Source organism: Aeromonas sp. FDAARGOS 1408 (assembly GCF_019048665.1).
Taxonomy (GTDB): Bacteria; Pseudomonadota; Gammaproteobacteria; order Enterobacterales; family Aeromonadaceae; genus Aeromonas; species Aeromonas dhakensis.
On sequence record NZ_CP077394.1, the window covers coordinates 1,982,481 to 2,007,633 of the forward strand.

A 25,153-nucleotide genomic window follows, 5' to 3' on the forward strand; every position below is an offset into this window, starting at 1 on the left:
CGCGGACAGGCAGTCAGGTCGTTTGTATTGAACCGGTCATTGACGCCTCTTGTCTGATGGCATATGAGCGTGTTTTTTGGCCTCAGGTGTGCTCAGGCTTGGCGGTGGAAATACGGTAGACAGCGCGGCTCAGCCCATCGCCTCGAGCTGTATGAAACTTTCAGAAACGTTCCGCTTAATACAATTTATCAACCTTGTCCTCACCATTCATTTACCTGCCATCTACCTGGATCGCACGAATGGTCAGCCGGGTAAAAAATTCCGTTATTTTTTTACTGTTTCGTCCCTTCCGCCTCTTGCCCGGGGCCAAGAGCCTGCCTAAAATCGCGCGTCTTTTATCAACCCCCACCTCTATTTTTGGAGAACGCCACGTGAGCGAAAAATTGGCCAACCCTGCCCCTCTGGGTCTGATGGGTTTCGGTATGACCACCATTCTGCTGAACATCCATAACGCAGGTTTCTTCCCCATCAGCGCCATGATCCTGGCCATGGGTCTGTGCTATGGCGGTCTGGCCCAGATCATCGCCGGTATCATGGAGTACAAGCGCGGCAACACCTTCGGTGTGACTGCCTTCATCTCCTACGGCACCTTCTGGTGGAGCCTGGTGTTCCTGCTGGTGATGCCGACCATGGGTCTGGCCGAAGCCACTCCGCACGCCTACATGGGCTGGTACCTGCTGATGTGGGGCATGTTCACCCTGTTCATGCTGATCGGGACCGTCAACTACCCGCGCGTGAAGCAGTTCGTGTTCGCCTCCCTGACCGTGCTGTTCTTCCTGCTGGCCGCCCGTGACTTCACCGGCAGCACCCTGATCGGCACCATCGCCGGTTTCGAAGGCATCATCTGCGGCGCCAGCGCCATCTATCTGGCCATGGCCACCGTGATCAACGAGCAGTTCGGCCGCACCGTGCTGCCCATTGGCGATCACAAGAAAGCCGCCGCCGTTCAGCTCAAAGCCGCTGCCTAAGCACCCGGCCGACACAGCTGTCACGAAAAAGGCACCCCGCGGGGTGCCTTTTTGTTGGGCGCGATTTGCCAGGTTCACCCGACTAGCCGTGATACTCGGGCTCCCCCGCCAGCAGTCGGATCGCCGGAAAACGCGTCGCCGGCTGCTGGCCGAAGAAGCGGGTAAACTGCTGGTACACCGCCGGATAGGTGTCGCGCAGGCGCAGCGGATCGGTAAAAAAGCACTCGCAGCACACCGCAAAGAACTCGGCCGGGTGCGAGGCGGCGTAAGGGTCGATGGCGGTGGGTTCGTGGCGATCCAGCTGCGCCTGCATGGCATCGAATGCCGACTGCAGCGCACTCGTCCACTGGCGCGGATCCATGCCTGCCGGCAGCGGCGGCGCCCCGTCGGCCTCCCCTCCCAGCATGTCGAGCTTGTGGGTCAGCTCGTGGATCACCAGATTGAAGCCGTCCCAGTCACCGTCCTGCTGCAGCTCGCTCCAGGCCAGTACCAGCGGCCCCTGGGGCCAGGATTCGCCGGCGTTCTCCTCTTCCACCTCACTCACCAGCCCGAACTCGTCCTGTACCTGCTGGCGGCGCACCACAGGCTCGGGGATCAGGATGATCTCGTGAAAGCCCCGATACCAGTCGAGCCCCAGATGGAGAATGGGCAGCACCGCCTGCAGGGCCAGCACCGCCTGCTGGCGGGAGGTAAGCGTCACCCCGATCTGGGTGAGGGTCTTGCGGGCCAGCAGCTGCTGCGCCAACCCGATCAGGGTCTGCTCCTCCTCCCGGGAAAAGCCCTGCAAAATGGGCACTGCGGCCAGGGCCTGCTGCCACTCCAGGGCATCCGGCCCCTGCTCATCTTGCCGGGACGCACCACCAAACACACTTCGTAAGCGAGACCAGAACACGCAGACTCCTCTTGCTGATCAGACTGTTTTCACAAACCGTTTCGGACGCTCGACATACCCCTGCGCCAGATAGAAGCGATGGGCCCCTTCCCGCTTGAGGCTGCTGGAGAGCTCCAGCTGGCTGCACCCCCGCGCCTGTGCATGGCTCTCTGCCACGGCCAACAGGGCGGCCCCCACTCCGCTTCCCCTTGCACCCTCATCGACAACCAGCGCCGAGATCAGGCCCCACTCTGGTGCAACGTGCAGCGGGTTCAGCCAGTGCCACACCAAGACGCCTGTGATCCTCTCATCCAGGCAGGCCACCAGCACCTCGCTGGCCGGATCCGGCGTCAGCCAGCGGTCTTCCAGCTCCTGTGGGCTGACCGGGTAACCCAGCTGGCCGAACATGTCGGCCATGGCGGCCACATCCCCGGCGCAGGCTTGGCGGATCACCGCCGTCTCTCTCTCTGTTTGCATCCTTGGCCTCGATTTTGCTCTGCTTCTCCCCCACGGGCATGCCGATGAAAGAGGAGATGATACCGGGTTGACACCGCATTTTGTCCAACCACATCACGATTTGTTAATGTCAATTCACAAATTAACAAGGTGACAACATATTTCGCTAGGAAGCCCTTGCACAAATCGATATGTTAAAACCCGCGGACTGGCCAGTGGAAACTTCCGCCACCAACCGGCCCCCAATCATAACGAGTGACCCCTGGGTCACCTGAAATTTAAGGGAGCGGGGCAGAGACCCCGCCAACAAGACAGCACAACAAAGGAGTTGTTGTACATGAATGAGATCGTCAATGCCATCAATGGTGTGATTTGGAGCCCTGCGCTCATCTACCTGTGTCTGGGGGTAGGCCTCTACTTCTCCCTGCGCAGCCGCTTTTTGCAACTGCGTCACATCAAGGAGATGATCCGCTTGATGTTTGATGGCAAGAGCACGGATGCGGGGGTCTCCTCCTTCCAGGCGCTGGCCATGACTCTGGCCGGTCGCGTCGGTACCGGCAACATCGCCGGGGTCGCCACCGCCATCACCTTCGGTGGCCCGGGCGCCCTGTTCTGGATGTGGATGGTAGCCTTCCTCGGCGCCAGCTCCGCCTTCGTGGAGTCCACCCTGGGTCAGGTCTACAAGGAGAAGATCAACGGCGAATACCGCGGCGGCCCGGCCTTCTACATCGAGAAGGGACTTGGCATGAGCTGGTTCGCCTGGACCTTCGCCATCGCCACCATCTTCGCCTGCGGCGTGCTGCTGCCAGGGGTGCAGGCCAACTCCATCGGAGCCAGTCTGCAGACTGCATTTGATATCGATCCGAACGTCACCGCCGCCGGTCTGGCGCTGTTGCTCGGTTTCATCATCTTCGGCGGCGTCAAGCGCATCGCCAGCTTCGCCAGTACCGTGGTGCCCTTCATGGCGCTCGGCTACATCATCGTCGCCTGCGTCATCATCGCCCTCAACATCCATGCGCTGCCGGGCGTGATCCTGCTGATCTGGAAGAGCGCGTTCGGGATGGATGCCGGCTTCGGTGCCATTCTGGGTCTGGCCATCATGTGGGGGGTCAAACGCGGGGTCTACTCCAACGAAGCAGGCCAGGGTACCGGTCCGCACGCCTCCTCCGCCGCCGCGGTAAGCCACCCGGCCAAGCAGGGCCTGGTGCAGGCGTTCTCGGTCTACATCGACACCCTGTTCGTCTGCTCCGCCACCGGCTTCATGCTGCTGATCACCGGCCTCTACAACGTGCAGGGGCCGGATGGCGCGGCGCTCTACACCGGTATTGCCGGCGTGGCTGCGGGCCCGGGCTACGTGCAGACCGCCATGGAGAGCATGATGCCAGGCTTTGGCAGCATGTTCGTCGCCATCGCGCTGTTCTTCTTCGCGTTCACCACCATCGTCGCCTACTACTACATCGCCGAGACCAACATAGCGTTTGTCAACCGCAAGATTAACCGCCCCTGGCTCACCTTCCTGTTGAAGCTTGGTCTGATGGCGGCCATCGTCTACGGCACCGTCAAGACCGCCGATCTGGCCTGGGGCATGGGTGACATCGGGGTCGGCCTGATGGCCTGGCTCAACATCATCGCCATCCTGCTGCTGCAAAAGACCGCCTTCACCTGTCTGAAAGACTACGAGGCCCAGCAGGCCCAGGGGCTGGATCCGGTGTTCCACCCGGAGAAGCTCGGCATCAAGAACGCCGACTACTGGTCTGGTCACCGCTCCGAAGACAACCTGGAGCAGGAGAAATCCGGTCACTCGTTCGAGCCGGATCAGGATCGCAAGATCTCCTGATCGCTTAAGACTCACCCAACAAAAATGGCAGCCTCGGCTGCCATTTCTTTTGTTCATTCCTGTCTCTCAGAGCGCATTGCGGCGCGGCCCGAACGGCAGGCGCCAGCGAAACAGGCTGTTGAGGGTGGCACGCCACTGATTTGGGCGTCCCAGGATCTGCTTTTGCAACCGGGTCTCCTCTTTGAGCATTGCCTCGTCGCTGCGGGCCCAGGCCTGGTTGTAGAGCTGCTTGATCCCCGCCAGCGCGTCCGGCGACTTGGTGATGAGAGTTCTCGCGAACTCCTGCGCCTGAGCCAGCGGATCGTCGCAGACCCGGCTCACCAGCCCGAGAGACTTGGCCTCCGGCGCCGCCAGCTCGCGCCCGCTCATGGCCAGCTCCATGGCGGTATCCACCCCCATCAGGTTGCGCATGGTGACGCTGCCGCTCATGTCGGGGATGATGCCCCACTTGATCTCCATCACCGAGAAGCGGCAATCGGGGGTGCTGAACCTAAAGTCGGCGCCAAGGGCGATCTGCAGCCCGCCGCCAAAGCAGACCCCCTGGGTCACGGCGATCACCGGCACCGGCAGCTGATGCCAGCCATAGGCCACCCGCTGGGCCAGGTTGGTGGCTTCGTCCGCCTCGCGTTTTAAAATCTCGAGCGCCGCCACCGGCTGCTTGAGCATGGATTTCACATCCAACCCGGCGCAAAAGGCCCGCCCCTCCCCGTGCAGGATCACCGCCCGCAACCCCTTGTGCTGGCGTAGCTGCTCGAGTACCTCGTCAATGGCGCTGAACATGCCTCTGTCCAGCGCATTGAGCTTGTCGCCCCGCGCCAGCATCACCTCGGCGATGCCGTCCCGGATCTCGCATTTGACCCTTGGTTTTTCCATTTTCCCCTGTCCTCTCCTGAACTCACACTGGTCATACCACCACGTTATCAGAGTGTTATCGCCAGGTACAGCGAGGAGCCCGGTTTCCCATCGCTACGGCGCGTGCGACTAAAGTCGGCTGGCCGGCAGCACGCCGCTTTGTCAGACTGATTTGACGCCACCGGCCAAGGATTGCCATGACCACCCTGTTCAACTTTGCCCGTCCGCCGTTTGAGTGCCTGAGCGAGCCTGAGCGCCAACAACTGGGGCAGGCCCTCTCCATTTGCTATTTTCGCGCCGGCCAGCCGGTGTTAAAGGCCGGCGACGCCCCGCCCGGCCTCTACCTCGTCATCAAGGGGGCGGTGGAGGAGTCGACCCCCCACCATCAGTTCGGCGACTACGGCGAGGGGGACATGTTCGACGTGCGCGCCCAGTTCGACGGCCACTGTCGCCACCAGTTCAACGCGCTGGAAGATCTGCTCTGCCAGCTGATCCCCCGCGATACCTTCCTGGCCTTGTGTGAAGGCAACGACACCTTCGCCTGCTACTTCACCGCCAGCCTGGCACAGCGGCAGCAGCTGCAGGAGCAGCGCGCCCAGCTGGGCCAGAAGAATCTGGCGGAGTTCATCCTGACCCGCATCGAGCCCGGCCATCTGCAGCCGGCGCTCATCGTCGACAGCCGCCTGTCGCTCCTGGCCGCCACCGAGGCCATGGTGGCCAGGGGCACCGATTGCCTGCTCTACCCCGCCACGGACGGCAGCCTGAGTCTCGCAACCCGCAAGACCCTGCTGCACGCCCTCACCCTCAAGGGATTGCCGCTGACGGCGCCGCTGGCGGTGCTGACCCCCACCCCGCTGATCGGGCTGGCCCAAGGCGGCTATCTGTTCGATGCCCTGCTGCTGATGACCCGCCACCGCATCAAGCGGCTGGTTGTCTGGCAGGGACAGGAGGTAGCGGGGATCCTGCACCTGACCCAGGTGCTCGGCCTCTTCTCCACCCACTCCCACGTGCTGACCCTGCGCATCGCCCGCGCCGACACCCTGCCAGCGCTGGAGGCGGTGGCCCGTGAACAACAGCAGCTGACCCGCTCCCTGTTCGCCCAGGGGATCCACACCGCCTTCTTGATGAAGCTCATCGCCACCATCAACGAGCAGCTGATCGCCAAGGCCTTCGCGCTGGTGATCCCGCCCGAGGTGCAGGAGCGGGTCTGCCTGCTGATGCTGGGCTCAGAGGGGCGCGGCGAGCAGATCCTCAAAACCGATCAGGACAATGCCCTGATCCTGCCCGCCGACCTGTCCTGGCCCACCCAGCAGGCCGATCTGGCCGCCTTCAGCGAGCTGCTGGCCAGGCTCGGCTACCCGCCCTGCCCCGGCCGGGTGATGGTCAACAACCCCGCCTGGGTCAAACCCCTCGACGGCTGGCTGCAGGAGATCGAGCGGGCCTGCGTCGAAGCCAGAGAGGCGGATCTGCTCTGGCTGGCCACCCTGGCCGACGCCCACCCCATCGCCGGCGATCGCGCCCTCCTTCCCCCCGTTGCCCGCAAGTTGCGCGAGCAGCTGGCCGAGCGGGGAGATCTGCTGGCAGAGATGGTGCGGCCGGCGGTCGCCTTTCACGCTCCCCTCACCCTGTTTGGCCGGCTGGAGCGGGCTCCGGAGGGGCTGGATCTGAAACGTGGCGGCCTCTTCCCGCTGGTGCACGGCATCCGCATGCTGGCGCTGGAAGCGGCCATCCTGGAGACTTCCACCCTGGGGCGCATCGAGGCGCTGGTGGCGGCAGAGCGGCTCAGCGCCAGCTTTGGCGCCGATCTGGCGGAGACGTTCAGACTGTTCGTGCGGCTCAGGTTGCGCAGCCAGCTCAAGGAGGGGGAGAGCCGGGTGCAGGTCAATGATCTCAGCCATGGCGAGCGGGACCTGCTGCGCCAGGCGCTGCATCAGGTGAAGAAATTCCAGCAGTGGCTCACCTTGCACTTTCGTCTGAGGCAATAGCCGTGTTGAGCCGCCTGCGTCGTCACTGGCTTGGCCGCCGCTTTCACGCCTCGGCGTTCGCCCCGCTCTTTGCCGCCCCCCCGGCCGACGAGTGGGTGGCCCTCGACTTCGAGACCACCAGCCTGGATCCCGACCGGGCCGAGATCGTCGCCATCGGGGCGGTGCGCATTCGGGGCAACCGGCTGCTGACCGGCGAAGCGCTCTCCCTGCGGGTGTTGCCACCCGGCAACCTCACCGCCGAGTCAGTGGTGATCCACGGTCTGCGCCATCAGGATCTGCAACAGGGCATGGAGCTGGAAGCCGCGCTGCATCAGCTGCTTGCCTTCATCGGCCCCCGTGAACTGGTGGGGTATCACATCGCCTATGATCTGCGCATCCTCAACCTGGCCTGCCGCAAGTTGTGGGGGCTGACCCTGGCGCAGCGAGGCATAGAAGTGAGCCGGCTCTACCACGATCAGCTCTATCGCCGCTATCCTGAGGCCGTCATCGATCTTCATCTCGCGGCGATCTGCCACCATCTGGCACTTCCCCCCCTGCCCGCCCACGACGCCCTCAGCGACGCCATCACCGCGGCCCTCATCTTCCTGCGCCTGCATCAGGGCGGGCCACTGGCTTATCCCAAAGTCTAATTGTCCACAAATAACATTTGATTCACATTTTGGTTACATGGGCGGCTTAGGCTGCCCGGTAGGGAACCCCCTCATCCACCGCTGACACTCAACGTCATGGAGCACTGCAATGGAACAGCAACCTTATCTTCGGATCCAGCAAGATCCCAACTTCCAGGCGCTGGTCGCCAAGCGCCAGCGCTTCGCCTGGTCCCTCTCCATCCTGATGCTGGGGCTCTACCTGGCGTTCATCCTGCTCATCGCCTTTGCCCCCGGCTGGCTTGGCACCCCCTTGAGCGAAGGATCTTCCGTCACCCGCGGCATCCCGGTCGGGATCGGTCTCATCCTGTCCGCCTTCGTGCTGACCGGTGTCTACGTGTTTCGGGCCAACGGCGAGTTTGACGAACTGAACCAGAAGATCCTCAAGGGAGTGAAATCATGAAAGGCAAGTTTCTGCTGCTGCCGGCCCTGCTGGCATCGTTCCCCCTGCTGGCAGCCGATGCGCTGACCGGCGAAGTGCATCGCCAGCCCCTCAACATCCCGGCCATCATCATGTTCGTGGTCTTCGTGGCGGCGACCCTGTTCATTACCTACTGGGCCTCCAAGCGCAACCGCTCGGCCGCCGACTACTACGCCGCCGGCGGGCGCATCACCGGCTTCCAGAACGGCCTGGCCATCGCCGGTGACTACATGTCTGCCGCCTCCTTCCTCGGCATCTCGGCGCTGGTCTACACCTCCGGCTACGACGGTCTCATCTACTCCATCGGCTTTCTGGTGGGCTGGCCCATCATCCTGTTCCTGATCGCCGAACGGCTGCGCAACCTCGGCAAGTACACCTTTGCCGACGTGGCCTCTTACCGCCTCAAGCAGACCGAGGTGCGCACCCTCTCCGCCAGCGGTTCCCTGGTGGTGGTCGCCCTCTACCTGATCGCCCAGATGGTCGGTGCCGGCAAGCTGATCGAGCTGCTGTTCGGCCTGCAATACCACGTGGCCGTGGTGCTGGTCGGCATCCTGATGGTGCTCTACGTACTGTTTGGCGGCATGCTGGCCACCACCTGGGTGCAGATCATCAAGGCGGTGATGCTGCTCTCCGGTGCCAGCTTCATGGCCATCATGGTGATGAAGTCGGTCAACTTCGACATCGGTACCCTGTTCAGCGAAGCGGTGAAAGTGCACGAGAAGGGCATCGCCATCATGAGCCCGGGCGGCCTGGTCGCCGATCCCATCTCCGCCATCTCGCTGGGTCTCGCCCTGATGTTCGGTACCGCCGGCCTGCCCCACATCCTGATGCGCTTCTTCACCGTGAGTGACGCCAAAGAGGCCCGCAAGAGCGTGTTCTATGCCACCGGTTTTATCGGCTACTTCTACATCCTCACCTTCATCATCGGCTTTGGCGCCATCCTGCTGGTCAGCACCAACCCCGACTTCAAGGATGCCACCGGCGCCCTGCTGGGCGGCACCAACATGGCGGCCGTTCATCTGGCCGATGCGGTAGGTGGCAGCCTGTTCCTGGGCTTCATCTCCGCCGTGGCGTTTGCCACCATACTGGCGGTGGTGGCCGGGTTGACCCTGGCCGGTGCCTCTGCGGTCTCCCACGACCTCTACGCCAGCGTCATCAAGAAGGGCAAGGCCAACGAAGCCGACGAGCTGCGCGTCTCCAAGCTAACCACCATAGTGCTGGGAGTGGTCGCCATCGGGCTGGGCATCCTGTTCGAGAAGCAGAATATCGCCTTCATGGTGGGACTGGCCTTCTCCATCGCCGCCAGCTGCAACTTCCCGGTGCTGTTCCTCTCCATGTTCTGGTCACGCCTGACCACCCGCGGCGCCGTCTATGGCGGCTGGCTGGGACTGGTGAGCGCAGTCAGCCTGATGATCCTGGGCCCGACCGTGTGGGTGAAGGTGCTGGGTCACGCCCAGGCCATCTTCCCCTACGAGTACCCCGCCCTCTTCTCCATGGGGCTGGCGTTTGTCGGGATCTGGTTCTTCTCGGTGACCGACAAGTCACAAAATGCTGCCGACGAGCACGCCAAGTTCTTCCCGCAGTTCGTTCGCTCCCAGACCGGGCTTGGCGCCGCCAGCGCCAGCTCCCACTGAGCCTTCCATTGACAGTTGCAAGCCGGCCTCAGGGCCGGCTTTTTTCATGTCGACAGGCTACGGTTAGCGCCCATTGCTGTCCGAACGACGCGGTCATGGCCGCCAGGGTGCGCGAGTGCCCAGCACCACCATCCAAATCCCCCCTGCAATAGACCCGGATCACAGTTCTTGCTAAAACTTTCGGGGGATCTGTGCCATAATGCGCGCCATTTGACAGATCAACCGGGACATTCCAGTGCTTTCAAGCAACAACATCACCATGCAGTTCGGCGCCAAGCCGCTGTTTGAGAACATCAGCGTCAAGTTTGGTGGCGGCAACCGCTACGGCCTCATCGGCGCCAACGGCTGTGGCAAGTCCACCTTCATGAAGATCCTCGGCGGCGATCTGGAGCCCACTGGCGGCAATGTGAGCCTGGACGTCAACGAGCGGATCGGTAAGCTGCGTCAGGATCAGTTCGCCTACGAAGAGATGCGCGTGCTGGACGTGGTCATGATGGGTCACACCGAGCTGTGGGCCGCCATCGCCGAGCGCGATGCCATCTACGCCAACCTGGAAGCGACCGACGACGACTACATGAAGGCTGCCGAGCTGGAAGGCCTGGTCGCCGAGTATGACGGCTATACCGCCGAAGCGCGCGCAGGCGAGCTGTTGCTGGGTGCCGGCATTCCCATCGAGCAGCACAACGGCCCCATGAGCGAAGTGGCGCCGGGCTGGAAACTGCGGGTGCTGCTGGCACAGGCGCTGTTCTCCAACCCCGACATCCTGCTGCTGGACGAACCGACCAACAACCTGGACATCAACACCATTCGCTGGCTGGAACAGGTGCTCAACGATCGCGAGAGCACCATGATCATCATCTCTCACGACCGTCACTTCCTGAACTCCGTCTGCACCCACATGGCGGATCTGGACTACGGCGAGCTGCGCGTCTACCCGGGCAACTACGACGAGTACATGACCGCCGCCACCCAGGCCCGTGAGCGCCTGCTGGCCGACAACGCCAAGAAGAAGGCCCAGATCGCCGATCTGCAATCTTTCGTCTCCCGTTTCAGCGCCAACGCCTCCAAGTCCAGCCAGGCCACCTCTCGCCTCAAGCAGATCGACAAGATCAAGATTGAGGAAGTGAAGGTCTCCAGCCGTCAGAACCCCTTCATCCGCTTCGAGCAGGAGAAGAAGCTCTACCGCAACATCCTGGAGATCGAAGGCGTTTCCAAGGGTTATGGCGACGGCCCCCTGTTCAAGGGGCTCAACATGATGCTGGAAGTAGGCGAGAAGGTCGCCATTCTGGGTACCAACGGTATCGGTAAATCCACCCTGATCAAGACCCTCGTTGGGGCTCTGGCACCGGATACCGGCACCATCAAGTGGTCCGAAAACGCCCAGATCGGCTACTACGCCCAGGATCACGCCGAGGACTTCGACACCGACCTCAACGTGTTCGACTGGATGGCCCAGTGGAAACAGGAGAACGAAGATGAGCAGGCCGTACGCTCCGTGCTGGGCCGCCTGCTGTTCTCCCAGGACGATATCAAGAAGCCGGTCAAGGTGCTCTCCGGTGGTGAACAGGGCCGCATGCTGTTCGGCAAGCTGATGATGCAGCGCCCCAACATCCTCATCATGGATGAACCGACCAACCACCTGGACATGGAATCCATCGAATCCTTGAACCTGGCGCTGGAGATGTACAAGGGCACCCTGATCTTCGTCTCCCACGACCGTGAGTTCGTCTCCTCTCTGGCGACCAGAATCCTGGAGCTGACCGAGAACGGCATCCGCGACTTCGGCGGCACCTACGAGGATTACCTGCGCACTCAGGGCGTGGTGTAACGCCCTCCTGCCCGCATATCCCGTCAATGAAAACCGGCACCTGAGTGCCGGTTTTTTTATGCCTGTTGGCAAGACTCCCTCTTGGGATGCAGACCAGAAGAGCCAAGGGTTTGGCTCCCGCAGCTTATCTTCGGCAAGGCAGCTTATTTCGGTCAGAAGGAGCAGCACATCCCGCCCCTTCTGCCGCGTGCAGATAAAAAAACGGCCCCATCAAGGGGCCGTTCTCATATCGACTGGGATCGGTTCGACTTATTCGACCGTGGCTTCCACGTCGGTGAAGTACTCAATCTTGGCAGACTTGCGCAGCTCGTCGATGAGAGACTTGTAGCTCACCTGAGCCTTGCCCTGACCCAGCTGGCCTTGCAGCAGCTTGGCCATGCCGGACGGCTCCTTGGCGACGGTCACCTTGTCCAGGGCCACCACCACGCGGTCGCCATTGGCTTCGGTCACCAGCTCGACGCTCGGCTTGCCATCGACCGGATGAGGCATGCGGAAGGCCTGTGCCACCAGGTTCTGGTCCAGATCCTGGGCGAAACGGGCGACGCCATCGTGGCTCTCCACCTTCAGACCCAGTGCGGTCAGCTCGGGCTGGATGTTCTCGCCAGCCTTGAGCTTGTCCAGCAGACCCTGCGCCTTGCCACGGGCCACTTCACTGGCCTTGTCGTGCTTGATGGCGGCAATCACCTGATCTTTCACTTCCGCCAGCGGCTTGGCCGCTTTCGGCTGGTGACCGGTGATGTGCATCACCAGCGCCTTGCCGTCAGCCAGCTCGATCACGTCGGAGTTGGTGTTGTCATCGCGCAGCTGCTCGGAGAAGGCCGCAGAGAGCGCCTTGGGATCGTTGAGCGGTGCCGGCGCATCAGCCTGGCTGAAGTAACCGGTGGACTGCACCTTGAGGCCCATGGTCTCGGCGGTCAAGTCCAGCGAGTCCGGGTTCTCGAAGCTGCTGTCGGCCATCTTCTGCTGCTCGGCAAAGAACAGCTCCTTGGCCTTGTCGCTCTGCAGACGGCTGATGGTCTCTGCCTTCACATCGGCAAACGGCTTGGTCTGGGCCGGTTCAACCCCCAGCAGCTTGATGACGTGGAAGCCGAACGGGCTCTTGACGACGGCGGAGAGATCGCCGGCCTTGGCCAGGGAAAAGGCCGCCTTCTCGAACGCCGGATCCATCACCCCTTTCTCGAACCAGTCCAGCTCGCCGCCCTTCTTGGCGGAGAAGGTATCGGATGAGTCGGCCTTGGCCAGGGCAGCGAAGTCGTCACCCGCCTTGGCTTTGGCCAGTACGGCTTCAGCCTTCTGCTCGGCGGCTTTCTCGTCCTTGCCAAACGGGATCAGGATGTGAGCCACGTGGCGACGCTCGGCACGCTGGAACAGATCCTGGTGCTGATCGTAGTAGTCCTGGGCATCCTGCTCGCTCACCTTGACGTCTTTGCCAAGGGTGGCGGCGTCCAGCAGCAGATAGTCGACCTTAACCTGCTCGTCGTTCATGAAGCGGTTGCTGTTAGCCTTGTAGTACTGCTCCACCTCTTCATCGGAGACTTTTACGTCACCCAGATAGGCGGAGGCGGCCAGGCGCACCAGACGCAGATCGCGAGTCTGGTTGTAGAGCTTGTCCAGTTGCTCGGCTTCACCCTTGAGCGCAAATTCGGTGCCCAACAGGGCGCCCATCAGTTGCTGACGCACCATGTCCTGGCGCAGGGAGTCACGGAACATCTCGGGGGTCATGCCGGCACGGCGGATCAGCTGCAGGTAGCGATCGTTGTTGAACTTGCCCTCTTCGGCAAACTCGGGCATGGCGACGATGGCCTGCTTGATCTGCTCATCGCTGACCCGCAGACCCAGTTCACGGGCCTTGCTGTCAAACAGGGCCTGATCGATCAGTCTGTCCAGTACGCCGCGACGGAACTGTTTCATGTAATCGGGATTGGCGGCCAGCTGATTGAAGGACTCCCCCATTTGGGACTCCATGCGGGCGCGCTCGTTGCGGTAGGCATTTTCCAGTGCCGCGGCAGTGATATCCGTGCCGTTGACGGTGGCGGGGGCGGTACGGGCCGGACCGTTCAGATAGCTACCTACACCGGCCAAGGCAAAGGAGAGGATAATCAGGCCCAAGATAACCTTGGCCACCTTGCCCTGCGCCCCTTCGCGTAGTTTATCCAACATCATGTTTGTACTTATGCTCCCGAACTCGATGGGCGTAAATAATGAAAAGGCGCACCGATTGCGATGCGCCTTGGTCAATCAGTATGAGGGAGAGCCCTCTCACTTGTCTGGTCTGTGACCAAGGACGGTAGCCGATGTAGAATCAGCGCCCGGCTTAGTTGACCGCGTCTTTCAGGGCCTTACCGGCTTTGAAGGCAGGAACTTTACCAGCGGCGATTTCGATGGTCGCGCCAGTTTGCGGGTTACGGCCAGAACGGGCAGCACGTTCGCGCACGGCGAAAGTACCGAAACCAACCAGAGCAACCTGGTCACCCTCTTTCAGAGCTTCACCGACGGCGTCAATGAAAGCATCCAGCGCACGGCCAGCAGCGGCTTTGGAGATATCAGCACCGTCTGCAATCTTGTCAATCAGTTGAGATTTATTCACTCTTATATTCCCCTTTTATCGAACATCGCTGCGGCGCCGATTTCCCTGGCCACAACAAGTGGAGGTTTTATAGCAAGCCTCCTGATCAGTTGCAAGTGACAATCTGGCGCAAACCCGCGCCACATCACGCCTTGCGACTCATCATGAGTTCCCGATCGGTGGTCAAGGCTACTTCCGTTATCCGGAGCATGCAAGCCTTAACCACCGCCCGAATGCGCCAAATTTGCGGCGCATCAACATTTATACGACAGAAACGCGCTCAAACCCTTGCGGATTGTCCTGCAACGCCAGTTCCAGCACCTCGTCAATCCAGCGAACCGGATGAATTTCAAGGTCTTGTTTGACGTTGTCCGGGATCTCCTCGAGGTCCCGCTCGTTCTCTTTCGGGATCAGCACACGCTTGATGCCACCACGATGAGCCGCCAGCAGCTTCTCTTTGAGACCGCCGATGGGCAGCACTTCGCCGCGCAAGGTGATTTCCCCCGTCATGGCCACATCAGCACGAACCGGATTACCGGTCAAGCTGGAGACCAGGGCGGTACACATGGCGATACCGGCGCTAGGACCATCTTTGGGGGTGGCCCCTTCCGGTACGTGCACGTGGATGTCGCGCTTCTCGTAGAAGTCCGCATTGATGCGCAGCTTCTCGGCACGGGCCCGCACCACCGTCATGGCCGCCTGGATGGACTCCTGCATCACGTCACCGAGGGAGCCTGTGTAGGTGAGCTTGCCCTTGCCCGGCATGTTGGTGGTCTCGATGGTGAGCAGATCGCCCCCCACTTCGGTCCACGCCAGACCACAGACCTGACCCACCTGGTTCTGGTCGGTCGCCTTGCCGTAGTCGAAGCGCTGTACCCCGAGGAACTCCTTGAGGTTGGCCTGATTGACCTGAACATGCTTGATGCTCTTGTCCAGCAGGATGCGCTTGACCGCTTTGCGACAAATCTTGGAGATCTCGCGCTCCAGGCTACGCACCCCCGCCTCGCGGGTGTAGTAGCGGATCACCCCGACCAGGGCGGAATCCTCGATGGTGATCTCGGACTCTTTCAGGCCGTTGCGCTGGATCTGCTTGGAGACCAGGTGCTGCTTGGCGATGTTGAGCTTCTCGTCTTCGGTGTAACCGGACAGACGGATCACTTCCATCCGGTCCAGCAGTGGACCCGGGATGTTCATGGAGTTGGAGGTGGCCACGAACATCACGTCCGACAGGTCATAATCCACTTCCAAGTAGTGATCGTTGAAGCTGTTGTTCTGCTCGGGATCCAGCACTTCCAGCAGGGCGGAGGCGGGATCGCCTCGCATGTCCGAGCTCATCTTGTCGATCTCGTCGAGCAGGAACAGCGGGTTCTTCACGCCGACTTTGGCCATCTTCTGGATGAGCTTGCCGGGCATGGAACCGATGTAGGTACGACGATGACCGCGGATCTCCGCCTCGTCACGCACGCCGCCGAGCGCCATACGCACATATTTGCGACCGGTGGCCTTGGCGATGGACTGACCGAGCGAGGTCTTGCCCACACCGGGAGGCCCAACCAGACAGAGGATGGGGCCCTTGAGCTTGTTGACCCGCGCCTGCACCGCCAGATACTCGAGGATGCGATCCTTGACCTTCTCCAGGCCATAGTGATCGGCATCCAGCACCTCTTGCGCCTTGCCCAGGTCTTTCTTGACCTTGGAACGCGCCTTCCACGGCACCTGCACCATCCAGTCGACGTAGCTGCGCACCACGGTGGCTTCCGCCGACATGGGGGACATCATCTTCAGCTTGGCAAGCTCGGCCTGCGCCTTCTCACGCGCATCTTCCGGCATGCCGGCCTCTTCAATCTTGCGATTGAGGGCCTCGAACTCATCCGGGCTGTCTTCCAGCTCACCCAGCTCTTTCTGGATGGCCTTCATCTGCTCGTTGAGATAGTACTCGCGCTGGCTCTTCTCCATCTGCTTCTTGACCCGGGAGCGGATGCGCTTCTCGACCTGCAGCAGGTCGATCTCCGACTCCATCATGGCCATCAGAAACTCGATGCGCTCGGACACGGAGGCGATTTCCAGTACCTTCTGCTTGTCTTCGAGCTTGAGCGGCATGTGGGCAGCCATGGTATCGGCCAGGCGCGCCGCGTCGTCGATCGCCGAAATCGAGGTGAGCACCTCGGGCGGGATCTTCTTGTTGAGCTTGATGTAACCTTCAAACTGACCGATGGCAGAACGTACCAGCACGTCCTGGTCCTTCTCGTCGATCGCCTTGGAGGCGATGTACTGCGCCTCGCCAACGAAGAAGTCCCGGTCGTCGATCATCCGCTCAAGACGGGCACGCTGGCCCCCTTCCACCAGCACCTTGACGGTGCCGTCGGGCAGCTTGAGCATCTGCAGAATATTGGCCACTGTCCCGACGGAGAAGATCTCCTCCACCGTCGGCTCATCGGTTGACGCATCCTTCTGGGCCACCAGCAGAACTTTCTTGTCCTGCTCCATGGCCGCTTCCAGACAGCGAATGGATTTTTCCCGCCCCACAAAGAGTGGAATGACCATGTGGGGATAAACCACCACGTCACGAAGAGGCAGGACGGGAATCTCGATGCGTTCTGAACGCTCTAGGTTCATATATGTCCTCTCGGCTTGTTATACCGTTGGCAAAGCGCTTGACTGAGTATATGGGGGCGCTTAGATGAGATTCAATCGCCGAAACCGCAAAAAGCATGAAAGGGGCAAAAAGCCCCTTTCATTTGATTAAAAATCAGACATTTACTCTGATGCTGCGGCCTGGGTCTCGGGATTTTCGTAGATCATCAAGGGCGCGGAGTCCCCCTTGATCACGGTCTCGTCGATCACCACCTTGCTGACACCGTCCAGCGACGGCAGGTCATACATGGTATCCAGCAGCACGGCTTCCACGATGGAACGTAGACCGCGAGCGCCGGTTTTGCGCTCCATAGCCTTGCGGGCAATGGCGTTCAAGGCGTCGTCACGGAACTCCAGCTCCACCCCTTCCAGATCGAACAGCGCGGCATACTGCTTGGTCAGCGCGTTCTTCGGCTCTTTCAGGATCTGGATGAGGGCAGCCTCGTCCAGCTCGGTCAGGGTCGCGACCACCGGCAGACGACCGATGAACTCGGGGATCAGACCGTATTTGATCAGATCTTCCGGCTCCACCTTGGCAAAGCTCTCGCTCAAGGTCGCCTTGGCGCTCTTGGACTTGACCTCGGCACCAAAACCGATGCCGGTGCCCTTGACGGAGCGCTGCTCGATCACCTTGTCCAGACCGGCAAAGGCGCCACCACAGATGAACAGGATCTTGGAGGTATCAACCTGCAAGAACTCCTGCTGCGGGTGCTTGCGACCACCTTGCGGCGGCACGGAAGCGATGGTCCCTTCGATCAGCTTGAGCAGGGCCTGCTGCACCCCTTCCCCGGAGACGTCGCGGGTGATGGAGGGGTTGTCCGACTTGCGGGAGATCTTGTCGATCTCGTCGATGTAGACGATGCCGCGCTGGGCCTTCTCCACGTCGTAGTCGCACTTTTGCAGCAACTTCTGGATGATGTTCTCCACGTCCTCACCCACGTAACCGGCTTCGGTCAATGTGGTGGCGTCGGCCATGGTGAACGGCACGTCCAGCAGACGGGCCAGGGTTTCGGCCAGCAGGGTCTTGCCGCTGCCGGTCGGACCGATCAGCAGGATGTTGGATTTGCCCAGCTCCACACCACCAGACTCGCTGCCGCTGCGCAGCCGCTTGTAGTGGTTGTAGACGGCTACCGCCAACACCTTCTTGGCGTACTCCTGCCCGATCACATAGTCATCCAGATGAGCGCGGATTTCATGAGGGGTCGGCAGCTCGCTACCATCGCGCTTGGGCGAGATCTCACGGATCTCCTCGCGGATGATGTCGTTGCACAGCTCGACGCACTCATCACATATGTAGACGGAAGGGCCAGCGATCAGCTTGCGCACTTCATGCTGGCTTTTGCCGCAAAAAGAGCAGTAGAGCAGCTTATCACCCTCACCCTTGCGTTTTTCTGTCATTCAGCAACCTCGTTTTATCAATAGAGGATGGATTGTCCTGTTGAGTTTACAACAGTCCGGAACACCCTGCCCATGCCTGATCTGCCGATTGAGGGCATCACCAAATCAGATGATGTCCTCAATGATGGTACGGGCTAGCTCGTGGCTCAGCCGCGGCGGCTCAGGACACCATCAACCAGACCATAGGCCACGGCCTGCTCGGCGGACATGAAGTTGTCACGGTCGGTGTCACGCTCGATGGTGGCCATGTCCTGTCCGGTATGGAAGGCAAGACGCTCGTTCAGGGTATTCTTGATCTTCAGGATCTCCTGGGCGTGGATCTGGATATCAGATGCCTGGCCCTGGAAACCGCCCAGCGGCTGGTGGATCATCACGCGGGCATTGGGCAGGCAGAAACGCTTGCCCTTGGCACCACCGGCCAGCAGGAAGGCGCCCATGGAACAGGCCTGCCCCATGCACACAGTGCTGACGTCCGGCTTGATGAACTGCATGGTGTCATAAATGGACATACCGGCCGTGACGGCCCCACCCGGAGAGTTGATGTAGATGCTGATGTCCTGATCCGGATTTTCGGACTCCAGGAACAGCAGCTGAGCCACCACCAGATTCGCCATGTGATCTTCAACCTGACCGGTCAGGAAGATCACCCGCTCCTTCAGCAGACGAGAATAGATGTCGTAGGAACGCTCCCCTTTCGCGGTTTGCTCTACCACCATCGGGATGAGCGCATTGCGTGGGGATTCAGTCACATCGTTATAGTTCTTGTACATAAGGCATTGTCCCTAAAATAAAATGGCCCGAGTGGAGATCACACGAGCCATTATACTTAACAGTCTTGACCTTAAGTCAAATGTTCTTAGGCAGCGGCACCGGACTTGTTGATCACTTCGTCAAATGCAACTTCTTTCTCGGTCACCTGGGCCTTGGAGAGGATCAGGTCGATGGCTTGATCTTCTACCGCCAGGTTGCGAACGCCGTTCAGCATCTGCTCGTTCTTCTGGTAGTACTCGATCACTTCCTTCGGATCTTCGTAGGCAGTGGCCATGGATTCGATGATGCTGTTGACGCGGGCGTCGTCAGCCTTGATCTCGTTGGTACGGATCACGTCGCCCAGCAGCAGACCTACGCGTACGCGACGCTCGGCCTGGGCCTGGAACAGCTCGGCCGGCAGTTCAGGTGCGTTGCCGCCCTGGAAGCCGCCGAAACGCTGCAGTGCCTGCTGACGCAGGGCATCGATTTCCTGAGCAACGGCAGCCTTCGGCAGATCGATCTGGTTGGCTTCAACCAGGCCGTTCAGCACCTGCTCTTTCACGCTGTTTTTCAGGGCTTGAGCCAGTTCGCGCTCCATGTTCTTGCGCACTTCGGCTTTCAGCTCTTCAACGCTGCCGCTCTCGATGCCGAAACGCTTGACGAACTCTTCGGTCAGCTCAGGCAGGATCTGCTCTTCCACCTTGTTCAGCTTGGAAGCGAACTTGGCAGCTTTACCTTTCAGGTTTTCAGCGTGGTAGTCAGCCGGGAAGGTTACGTCGATGGTGAACTCGTCGCCTGCTTTCTTGCCCAGGATGGCGTCTTCGAAGCCAGGGATCATGCGGCCGGCGCCCAGCACCAGGTTGAAGCCTTCGGCCTTGCCGCCGTCGAACTCTTCACCGTCGATGGAACCGACGAAGTCCATGGTCACACGCATGCCATCGGCAGCGGCGGCGTCCACTTCACTCCAGGTAGCGTGCTGCTTGCGCAGGGTGTCGATCATGTTGGCCAGATCTTCATCCTTCACGGTAGCAACCGGCTTCTCGACCTTGATGGTCTCCAGACCGGCAACTTCGAACTCCGGGTACACTTCGAAAGTGGCGGTGAATTCGAAATCCTGACCCTCTTTGATCTCTTTCGGATCCATGGTCGGGGCACCGGCCGGGCTCAGCTTGTTGTCGATGATGGCCTTGATGAAGTTGCTCTGCATCATTTCGTCAGCAACGCGAGCATGAGCCATGGCGCCGAACATTTTCTTGATGATGGCAACCGGAGCCTTGCCAGGACGGAAACCGTCGATGCGACGGGTTTTGGCCAGGCCGTTCAATTCTTTGCGCACGGCGGCGTCAACGGTAGCGGCCGGTACGGTGATGGTAAGACGGCGTTCCAGACCCTGGGTTGTCTCTACAGAAACTTGCATTCTTCTACCTCGTTCAACTCAGCACTGCGTGCTGACCCTTTATTGCCCCTGGGCAAAGCCCGGAGTCTTCCTGTTTATAAAGACAACGACTGTCTTTGTGATGAGAAAATATGACGCGACATTATAGCGGCGCACTTTGATCGAGTCGAGCCACACGTCCCCAAACCGGGCTGGCAATGGCACAATTCGCGCAAAACTGCCCCTTATATGGGGAAAACCGAGCCCGACTTCAAGGATGCAGACTGCAAGAATTTGCACTTGCTCACCTTTTTTCGTGCAAGAGCCTACTTTTTCAGCTCATCAGCCGGCAGACCGGCCACGGCGTGCAGGCTGCGACCCAAATTGTCCGCCCCGCCCCTTCAACCATTGCGTCCATAACCATCGCTCGTTATGGTGGCAGCCATCTTGATAAGTCTGGAGTCACCGACATGGCCTTTTTCCGCTTCTTGTTCAATCTGCTCTGGTTCGTACTGGGAGGCGTCTTCATGGGGCTGGCCTGGTGGCTGGCCGGACTGCTCTGTTTCATCTCCCTCATCGGCATCCCCTGGGGACGCGCCTGCTTCGTCATCGGCACCTTCACCTTCTTCCCGTTTGGCAAGCAGGCAGTCAACCGCAAGACCATGACGGGGCTGAGCGACATGGGCACCGGCACCATGGGGCTGATTGGCAACATCATCTGGTTCGTGCTGATCGGGATCTGGCTGGCCATCGGCCACATCGCCTCGGCGCTGGCCTGCTTCGTCACCATCATCGGCATCCCGTTCGGCATTCAGCACCTCAAGCTGGCGCTCATCAGCCTGGCCCCCATCGGCCAGATGATCGTCACCAATCAGGAAGCCGAATCCGGTCGCTATATTCGTTAAGGGCGATGCCGCCGACCGCAAAAAAGGGCAGACTAGGGTCTGCCCTTTTTCATTGCCATCTTGAGGTACCCCATGCTGCCCAGCCACTTCTTCGCCAATCTCGCCCGCATGAAACTCATCTACCGCTGGCCGCTGATGCGCAACATCCAGCCCGAGAACATCGCCGAGCACAGCCTGCAGGTGGCCATGGTGGCCCACGCCCTCGGCCTCATCAAAAACCGGCTCTTTGGCGGCAGTGTGGATGCCGATCGCGCCGCCGTGATGGCCCTTTATCACGACAGCAGCGAGGTGCTGACCGGCGATCTGCCCACCCCGGTCAAGTACTTCAATCCCGAGATTGCCCGCGAATACAAGAAGATTGAGTTGGCGGCCGAGCAGCGCCTGCTCGGCATGTTGCCGCCTGAGCTGGTGGAGGATTTTCGCCCGCTGCTGGACTCGGGTGCCCAGGACGGCGAGCTGGCCAGGTTGGTGAAGGATGCCGACACTCTCTGCGCCTATACCAAGTGCCTGGAGGAGATCAACGCCGGCAACCGGGAGTTCGAGCCGGCGCGCAAGCGCCTCGAGCAGATGCTGGCCGCCCGGATGAGCGACGAGATGCGCTACTTCATCGACATCTTCGTGGCGAGCTTCTCCCTGCCACTCGATGAACTCAACGCCCATTAAACCAGCCAGCTCCCCTCAAAACAGAAAGACCCGCCGGTTTGCGCCGGCGGGTCTTTCGTTTTTCTCAGCAGACAAGATGCCGCGTATCAGTGCCCCAGCTCGCGCGACGGCACCAGCCCGCTCGCCCGCCAGGCGGGGTAAAGGGTCGCCACCAGGCTCATCAGGATGGCGGCGCCGGTCACGATGAGCAAGTCCTGCATGTGCAGCTCGGTCGGCAGAAAGTCGATGAAGTAGATGTCCGGATTGAGGAAACGGTGGCCGATCACCCCTTCAATGGCGCTCAGGATCTGGGTCAGCTTGCTGGAGAGCAGGCCGCCCAGCAGGGCGCCGAGCAGAGCCCCTGCCACCCCGTTCACCATCCCCTGAATGACGAAGGTGAGCCGGATCTGGCCCGGGCTCGCCCCCATGGTCTTCAAGATGGCGATCTCGCTGCGCTTCTCGTTCACCGCCATCACCAGGGTGGAGACGATGTTGAAGCAGGCCACCGCCACCACCATCAGCATCACCACGTACATCACGGTGCGCACCATCTGGATGTCCTGATAGAGATAGCCCTGGCGGCTCATCCAGCTGCTGATGTAGACGTAGTGCGGAAACTTCTGGGCGGCCGCCACCGTGATGGACTGCGCCTTGAGCACGTCGTTCACCTTGAGGCTGAAACCCTCTACCGCGCTACCCATGCCGGTGATGGCCTGGGCATCCGCCAGATGCATGAAGCCGAGCACCCCATCGAGCTGACCACCGATCTCGAGCAGCCCCACCACGGTAAGAGACTCGCGCTTCGGGTTCTTGATGCCGGTGGCATCGCCCCCCTGAGGCAGCAGCAGGGTGACGGTATCCCCTATCTTGACCCCCAGCTTGTCGGCGATGGTCTTGCCGAGAATAAGGCCGTGCTCGCCGGCTTGCAGTTCGCGCAGGCCGCGCCCCGTCATGTAGTTGCCCGCATCGGAGAGATTAGCCTCGAGCTCCGGCAGCACGGCGCGCACTTGCAACCCCTTGAGGGCGCTGCCGTGCTCCAGCAAGCCGTCGAGCCGGATCACAGGGGCGGCAGCCTCCACTCCGGGCTGGGCCAGCAGGTAATCCCGCAGTTTGGGCCAGTTGGGGAGCGGCGCCTCCATCCCCATCAGCTCGCCGTGGGGCACCACGGAGAGCACCCGGTTTTTGAGCTCCCGCTCAAAGCCGTTCATGGCGGAGAGTCCCAGGATCAGCGCCATCACCCCGAGGGCGATGCCGATGAGGGAGGAGGCGGAGATAAAGGCGATGAAGCCGTTGCGACGGCGGGAGCGGCTGTAACGCAGGCCCAGAAACAGGGGCAGCGGTTTGAACATCAGGCGACCTCCGCCATCACGCCGCTCACCAAGGTCACCCGGCGATGGAGCTTGGCCGCCAGGCTCAAGTCGTGGGTCACCACCACGAACGCGGTGCCGAGCTCGCGGTTGAGCTCGCAGAGCAGCTCATAGACGGCGGTGGCGCTGGCGTGATCCAGGTTGCCGGTGGGCTCGTCCGCCAGCACCAGGCTGGGTTCGTTGACCAGGGCGCGGGCGATGGCCACCCGCTGGCGCTCACCACCGGAGAGCTCGGACGGTCTGTGGTTGAGACGATGGGAGAGACCTACCCGCCCCAGCATCTTGCTCGCCTTCTCGGTGGCGCTCGCCACCGACTCGCCGGCGATCAGCAGCGGCATGGCAGCATTTTCCAGCGCACTGAATTCGGAGAGCAGGTGGTGGAACTGGTAGACAAACCCCAGCTCCTGGTTACGAAACTTCGCCTGGGTGCGGCTGTCCCAGCGGTGGATGTCCTGCCCCTTGAACAGCACGGCGCCGCTGGAGGGGTTGTCGAGCGCCCCCATCAGGTGCAGCAGGGTGGTCTTGCCGGAGCCCGAGCTACCCACCACCGCCAGCATCTCACCGGGCGCCACGCTAAGATCGATGCCCTTGAGTACCTGGGTCTCCAGATCGCCCTCTTTGTAGACATGGTTGAGGGCCTGACAGCGCAGCAGCGGCTCGCAGGAGACGGATTGATTCATAAAGGGGGCTCCACTTGCACCAGTAACAACAGAAGATGAATTATTCATAGCGCAGCGCCTCCGCCGGTTTGACCCGGGCCGCACGGGCTGCCGGGTAGAGGGTGGCGCTGAAGCTGAGCAGCACGGCGCCCAGCAAAATGGTCACGACCTGGGCGGGTTCGACGATGACCGGCAGGCCCGAGCCGCCGGCCGTCATATAGAGGTTGAGCCCCACCGCATTGAGCAGAGGGTTGAGCCCCATGGAGAGTGCCAGCCCCGCCAGCCCCCCGAACAGGGCGCCGATGACGCCGCTGGAGGCTCCCAGCACCATGAAGATCTTGACGATGCCAGACTCGCTCATGCCCATGGTTCGCAGGATGGCGACCTCCCCTTCCTTGTCGGTCACCACCATCACCAGGGCGGAGAGGATGTTGAAGGTAGCGACCGCGATGATCAGCACCAGCATCAGCCCCATCATCCGCTTCTCCATGGCCACCGCCTGGAACAGCTCGCCGCGCTCGCGGCGCCAGTCCTGCCACTCCAACCCGTCCGGCAGCGCCGTCTTCACCACCTCGTCGGCGGCGAAGGGATCATCCAGCCAAAGGCGAATGCCGCCTACCTTGTCCGCAGGCAGGCGCAGCAGACGCTGGGCATCTCCCAGCGCAATCAGGGCAACCTGGCTGTCCACGTCGGCGCCGACCCCGAAGATGCCGGAGACGGTGAAGAGGCGCTGGGCCGGCACCCGGCCAAACGGGGTGAAACGGGTGCCTTCGGTCAGGATCAGACGGACCTGGTCGCCCATGGAGACCTTGAGACGATTGGCCACCCCCTGCCCCAGCACTATGTGGTATTCGCCAGCTTGCAGGCTGTCCAGACGCCCCATCTGCATCTGGGCGTGCAGGATGTCATCCTTGGGCCACTGGGCGGGATCGATGCCCTGCACGCTCACGCCGGTGAGCTGACCGGGGCTTTGCAACATGCCTTCGCTGTCGAGCATGGGAGCATGGGCGATCACGTGGGGCAACCTGGCCAAGTCCGGCAGCCCCTGCGGCGCGGCGTCGATGCGCCCCGCCGGGCTGGTCACCACCACATGGGGGATCACCCCGAGGATGCGCCCCTTGAGCTGCCCTTCAAAACCGTTCATCACCGAGATGACCACCATCAGGGCCGCGACCCCGATGGCAATGCCGAAAGTGGAAAACAGGGAGATAAATGACACGAAGCGATTGCTGCGTCGCGAGCCTGCGTAACGCAGGCCGATGGCCAGCGACAGTGGCTGAAAAAGTCCAGTCTTCAAGGATATCTACGTTGCCAACAAAATAAGATACCGGATAATAAAGGGAAACCGTCTATGACAA

General features: G+C 61.2%; 21 protein-coding genes. 9 read left to right on the plus strand and 12 right to left on the minus strand.

From position 1 onward, the window contains the following. Positions 1-371 precede the first annotated feature (371 nt). A complete protein-coding gene (locus I6L38_RS09275) occupies positions 372-968 on the plus strand; it encodes a GPR1/FUN34/YaaH family transporter (protein ID WP_017764320.1) in 597 nt (198 codons plus the stop codon). A gap of 82 nt (positions 969-1,050) precedes the next feature. Here the strand turns inward: I6L38_RS09275 and I6L38_RS09280 are convergent, their stop codons facing one another. Continuing rightward, positions 1,051-1,860, minus strand: coding sequence for a zinc-dependent peptidase (locus I6L38_RS09280; protein WP_043171663.1), 810 nt, complete (start codon positions 1,858-1,860; stop codon positions 1,051-1,053). A gap of 18 nt (positions 1,861-1,878) precedes the next feature. Beyond that, the gene (locus tag I6L38_RS09285; RefSeq protein WP_043171662.1) at positions 1,879-2,316 is read right to left on the minus strand and encodes a GNAT family N-acetyltransferase; all 438 of its coding nucleotides are present in this window, start codon (positions 2,314-2,316) and stop codon (positions 1,879-1,881) included. Positions 2,317-2,632: 316 nt separating this feature from the next. Between I6L38_RS09285 and I6L38_RS09290 the strand changes: the two genes are divergently transcribed. Continuing rightward, a complete protein-coding gene (locus I6L38_RS09290) occupies positions 2,633-4,132 on the plus strand; it encodes a sodium:alanine symporter family protein (protein ID WP_017779667.1) in 1,500 nt (499 codons plus the stop codon). Between the two features lie 66 nt (positions 4,133-4,198). Here the strand turns inward: I6L38_RS09290 and I6L38_RS09295 are convergent, their stop codons facing one another. Next, the gene (locus I6L38_RS09295; RefSeq protein ID WP_043171661.1) at positions 4,199-5,005 is read right to left on the minus strand and encodes a crotonase/enoyl-CoA hydratase family protein; all 807 of its coding nucleotides are present in this window, start codon (positions 5,003-5,005) and stop codon (positions 4,199-4,201) included. Positions 5,006-5,181: 176 nt separating this feature from the next. Here I6L38_RS09295 and I6L38_RS09300 point away from each other — a divergent pair, with 176 nt between their 5' ends. The 5 genes from I6L38_RS09300 (at position 5,182) to I6L38_RS09320 (ending at position 11,499) form a co-directional block, all read left to right on the plus strand. Further along, positions 5,182-6,969 (plus strand): putative nucleotidyltransferase substrate binding domain-containing protein, encoded by a 1,788-nt coding sequence (locus I6L38_RS09300; protein WP_216989454.1) that lies wholly within the window; start codon positions 5,182-5,184, stop codon positions 6,967-6,969. Between the two features lie 2 nt (positions 6,970-6,971). After that, a complete protein-coding gene (locus I6L38_RS09305) occupies positions 6,972-7,598 on the plus strand; it encodes a 3'-5' exonuclease (protein WP_005301512.1) in 627 nt (208 codons plus the stop codon). Positions 7,599-7,707: 109 nt separating this feature from the next. After that, the gene (locus I6L38_RS09310; RefSeq protein ID WP_005301514.1) at positions 7,708-8,019 is read left to right on the plus strand and encodes a DUF485 domain-containing protein; all 312 of its coding nucleotides are present in this window, start codon (positions 7,708-7,710) and stop codon (positions 8,017-8,019) included. Beyond that, positions 8,016-9,671, plus strand: a complete 1,656-nt coding sequence (locus I6L38_RS09315; RefSeq protein WP_043171659.1) for a cation acetate symporter — start codon at positions 8,016-8,018, stop codon at positions 9,669-9,671. Before I6L38_RS09310 ends, I6L38_RS09315 begins: the two co-directional genes overlap by 4 nt. 235 nt (positions 9,672-9,906) lie before the next feature. After that, positions 9,907-11,499, plus strand: coding sequence for an ABC-F family ATPase (locus tag I6L38_RS09320; RefSeq protein ID WP_010633798.1), 1,593 nt, complete (start codon positions 9,907-9,909; stop codon positions 11,497-11,499). Between the two features lie 249 nt (positions 11,500-11,748). Here the strand turns inward: I6L38_RS09320 and ppiD are convergent, their stop codons facing one another. The 6 genes from ppiD to tig form a co-directional block, all read right to left on the minus strand. After that, positions 11,749-13,662, minus strand: coding sequence for a peptidylprolyl isomerase (ppiD, locus tag I6L38_RS09325; protein WP_043171658.1), 1,914 nt, complete (start codon positions 13,660-13,662; stop codon positions 11,749-11,751). Positions 13,663-13,813: 151 nt separating this feature from the next. Then, the gene (hupB, locus tag I6L38_RS09330; RefSeq protein ID WP_005315375.1) at positions 13,814-14,086 is read right to left on the minus strand and encodes a nucleoid-associated protein HU-beta; all 273 of its coding nucleotides are present in this window, start codon (positions 14,084-14,086) and stop codon (positions 13,814-13,816) included. Positions 14,087-14,326: 240 nt separating this feature from the next. Next, the gene (gene lon / locus I6L38_RS09335; RefSeq protein ID WP_005301522.1) at positions 14,327-16,681 is read right to left on the minus strand and encodes an endopeptidase La; all 2,355 of its coding nucleotides are present in this window, start codon (positions 16,679-16,681) and stop codon (positions 14,327-14,329) included. Between the two features lie 141 nt (positions 16,682-16,822). Further along, positions 16,823-18,097 carry an ATP-dependent protease ATP-binding subunit ClpX gene (gene clpX / locus I6L38_RS09340; protein WP_005301524.1) on the minus strand — a complete coding sequence of 425 codons (1,275 nt, stop codon included), beginning with the start codon at positions 18,095-18,097 and terminating at the stop codon, positions 16,823-16,825. A 146-nt stretch (positions 18,098-18,243) separates the two neighbouring features. After that, entirely contained in the window at positions 18,244-18,867 is a 624-nt protein-coding gene (gene clpP, locus I6L38_RS09345; protein ID WP_005301526.1) for an ATP-dependent Clp endopeptidase proteolytic subunit ClpP, read from the minus strand. 86 nt (positions 18,868-18,953) lie between these two features. After that, positions 18,954-20,264, minus strand: coding sequence for a trigger factor (gene tig / locus I6L38_RS09350; protein WP_017781395.1), 1,311 nt, complete (start codon positions 20,262-20,264; stop codon positions 18,954-18,956). Positions 20,265-20,692: 428 nt separating this feature from the next. On the opposite strand from tig, the gene I6L38_RS09355 reads away from it, so the two are divergent. Next, positions 20,693-21,127: a YccF domain-containing protein gene (locus I6L38_RS09355; protein ID WP_005301529.1), complete on the plus strand. Its 435-nt coding sequence runs from the start codon at positions 20,693-20,695 to the stop codon at positions 21,125-21,127. Positions 21,128-21,199: 72 nt separating this feature from the next. Next, the gene (yfbR, locus tag I6L38_RS09360; protein WP_010633794.1) at positions 21,200-21,790 is read left to right on the plus strand and encodes a 5'-deoxynucleotidase; all 591 of its coding nucleotides are present in this window, start codon (positions 21,200-21,202) and stop codon (positions 21,788-21,790) included. A gap of 86 nt (positions 21,791-21,876) precedes the next feature. On the opposite strand, the gene lolE is transcribed toward yfbR, so the two are convergent. From lolE to I6L38_RS09375, 3 genes are read right to left on the minus strand one after another with little or no spacing between them, the layout of a single operon-like run. Next, on the minus strand, positions 21,877-23,118 hold the full coding sequence (gene lolE / locus I6L38_RS09365) for a lipoprotein-releasing ABC transporter permease subunit LolE (RefSeq protein WP_043171656.1): 1,242 nt from the start codon (positions 23,116-23,118) through the stop codon (positions 21,877-21,879). Then, positions 23,118-23,816 carry a lipoprotein-releasing ABC transporter ATP-binding protein LolD gene (gene lolD / locus I6L38_RS09370; RefSeq protein ID WP_005301532.1) on the minus strand — a complete coding sequence of 233 codons (699 nt, stop codon included), beginning with the start codon at positions 23,814-23,816 and terminating at the stop codon, positions 23,118-23,120. The genes lolE and lolD overlap by 1 nt, the downstream gene beginning before the upstream one ends. Before the next feature lie 40 nt (positions 23,817-23,856). Continuing rightward, a complete protein-coding gene (locus tag I6L38_RS09375) occupies positions 23,857-25,092 on the minus strand; it encodes a lipoprotein-releasing ABC transporter permease subunit (RefSeq protein ID WP_005301533.1) in 1,236 nt (411 codons plus the stop codon). Positions 25,093-25,153: the final 61 nt, after the last annotated feature.

Excerpts from the sequence above, each read along its gene's own strand:
- I6L38_RS09285 (WP_043171662.1), bottom strand. The coding sequence starts at position 2,316 with ATGCAAACAGAGAGAGAGACGGCGGTGATCCGCCAAGCCTGCGCCGGG.
- I6L38_RS09290 (WP_017779667.1), top strand. The coding sequence starts at position 2,633 with ATGAATGAGATCGTCAATGCCATCAATGGTGTGATTTGGAGCCCTGCG.
- I6L38_RS09295 (WP_043171661.1), bottom strand. The coding sequence starts at position 5,005 with ATGGAAAAACCAAGGGTCAAATGCGAGATCCGGGACGGCATCGCCGAG.
- I6L38_RS09300 (WP_216989454.1), top strand. The coding sequence starts at position 5,182 with ATGACCACCCTGTTCAACTTTGCCCGTCCGCCGTTTGAGTGCCTGAGC.
- I6L38_RS09310 (WP_005301514.1), top strand. The coding sequence starts at position 7,708 with ATGGAACAGCAACCTTATCTTCGGATCCAGCAAGATCCCAACTTCCAG.
- I6L38_RS09315 (WP_043171659.1), top strand. The coding sequence starts at position 8,016 with ATGAAAGGCAAGTTTCTGCTGCTGCCGGCCCTGCTGGCATCGTTCCCC.
- ppiD (WP_043171658.1), bottom strand. The coding sequence starts at position 13,662 with ATGATGTTGGATAAACTACGCGAAGGGGCGCAGGGCAAGGTGGCCAAG.
- lon (WP_005301522.1), bottom strand. The coding sequence starts at position 16,681 with ATGAACCTAGAGCGTTCAGAACGCATCGAGATTCCCGTCCTGCCTCTT.
- clpX (WP_005301524.1), bottom strand. The coding sequence starts at position 18,097 with ATGACAGAAAAACGCAAGGGTGAGGGTGATAAGCTGCTCTACTGCTCT.
- clpP (WP_005301526.1), bottom strand. The coding sequence starts at position 18,867 with ATGTACAAGAACTATAACGATGTGACTGAATCCCCACGCAATGCGCTC.
- tig (WP_017781395.1), bottom strand. The coding sequence starts at position 20,264 with ATGCAAGTTTCTGTAGAGACAACCCAGGGTCTGGAACGCCGTCTTACC.
- I6L38_RS09355 (WP_005301529.1), top strand. The coding sequence starts at position 20,693 with ATGGCCTTTTTCCGCTTCTTGTTCAATCTGCTCTGGTTCGTACTGGGA.
- yfbR (WP_010633794.1), top strand. The coding sequence starts at position 21,200 with ATGCTGCCCAGCCACTTCTTCGCCAATCTCGCCCGCATGAAACTCATC.
- lolE (WP_043171656.1), bottom strand. The coding sequence starts at position 23,118 with ATGTTCAAACCGCTGCCCCTGTTTCTGGGCCTGCGTTACAGCCGCTCC.
- lolD (WP_005301532.1), bottom strand. The coding sequence starts at position 23,816 with ATGAATCAATCCGTCTCCTGCGAGCCGCTGCTGCGCTGTCAGGCCCTC.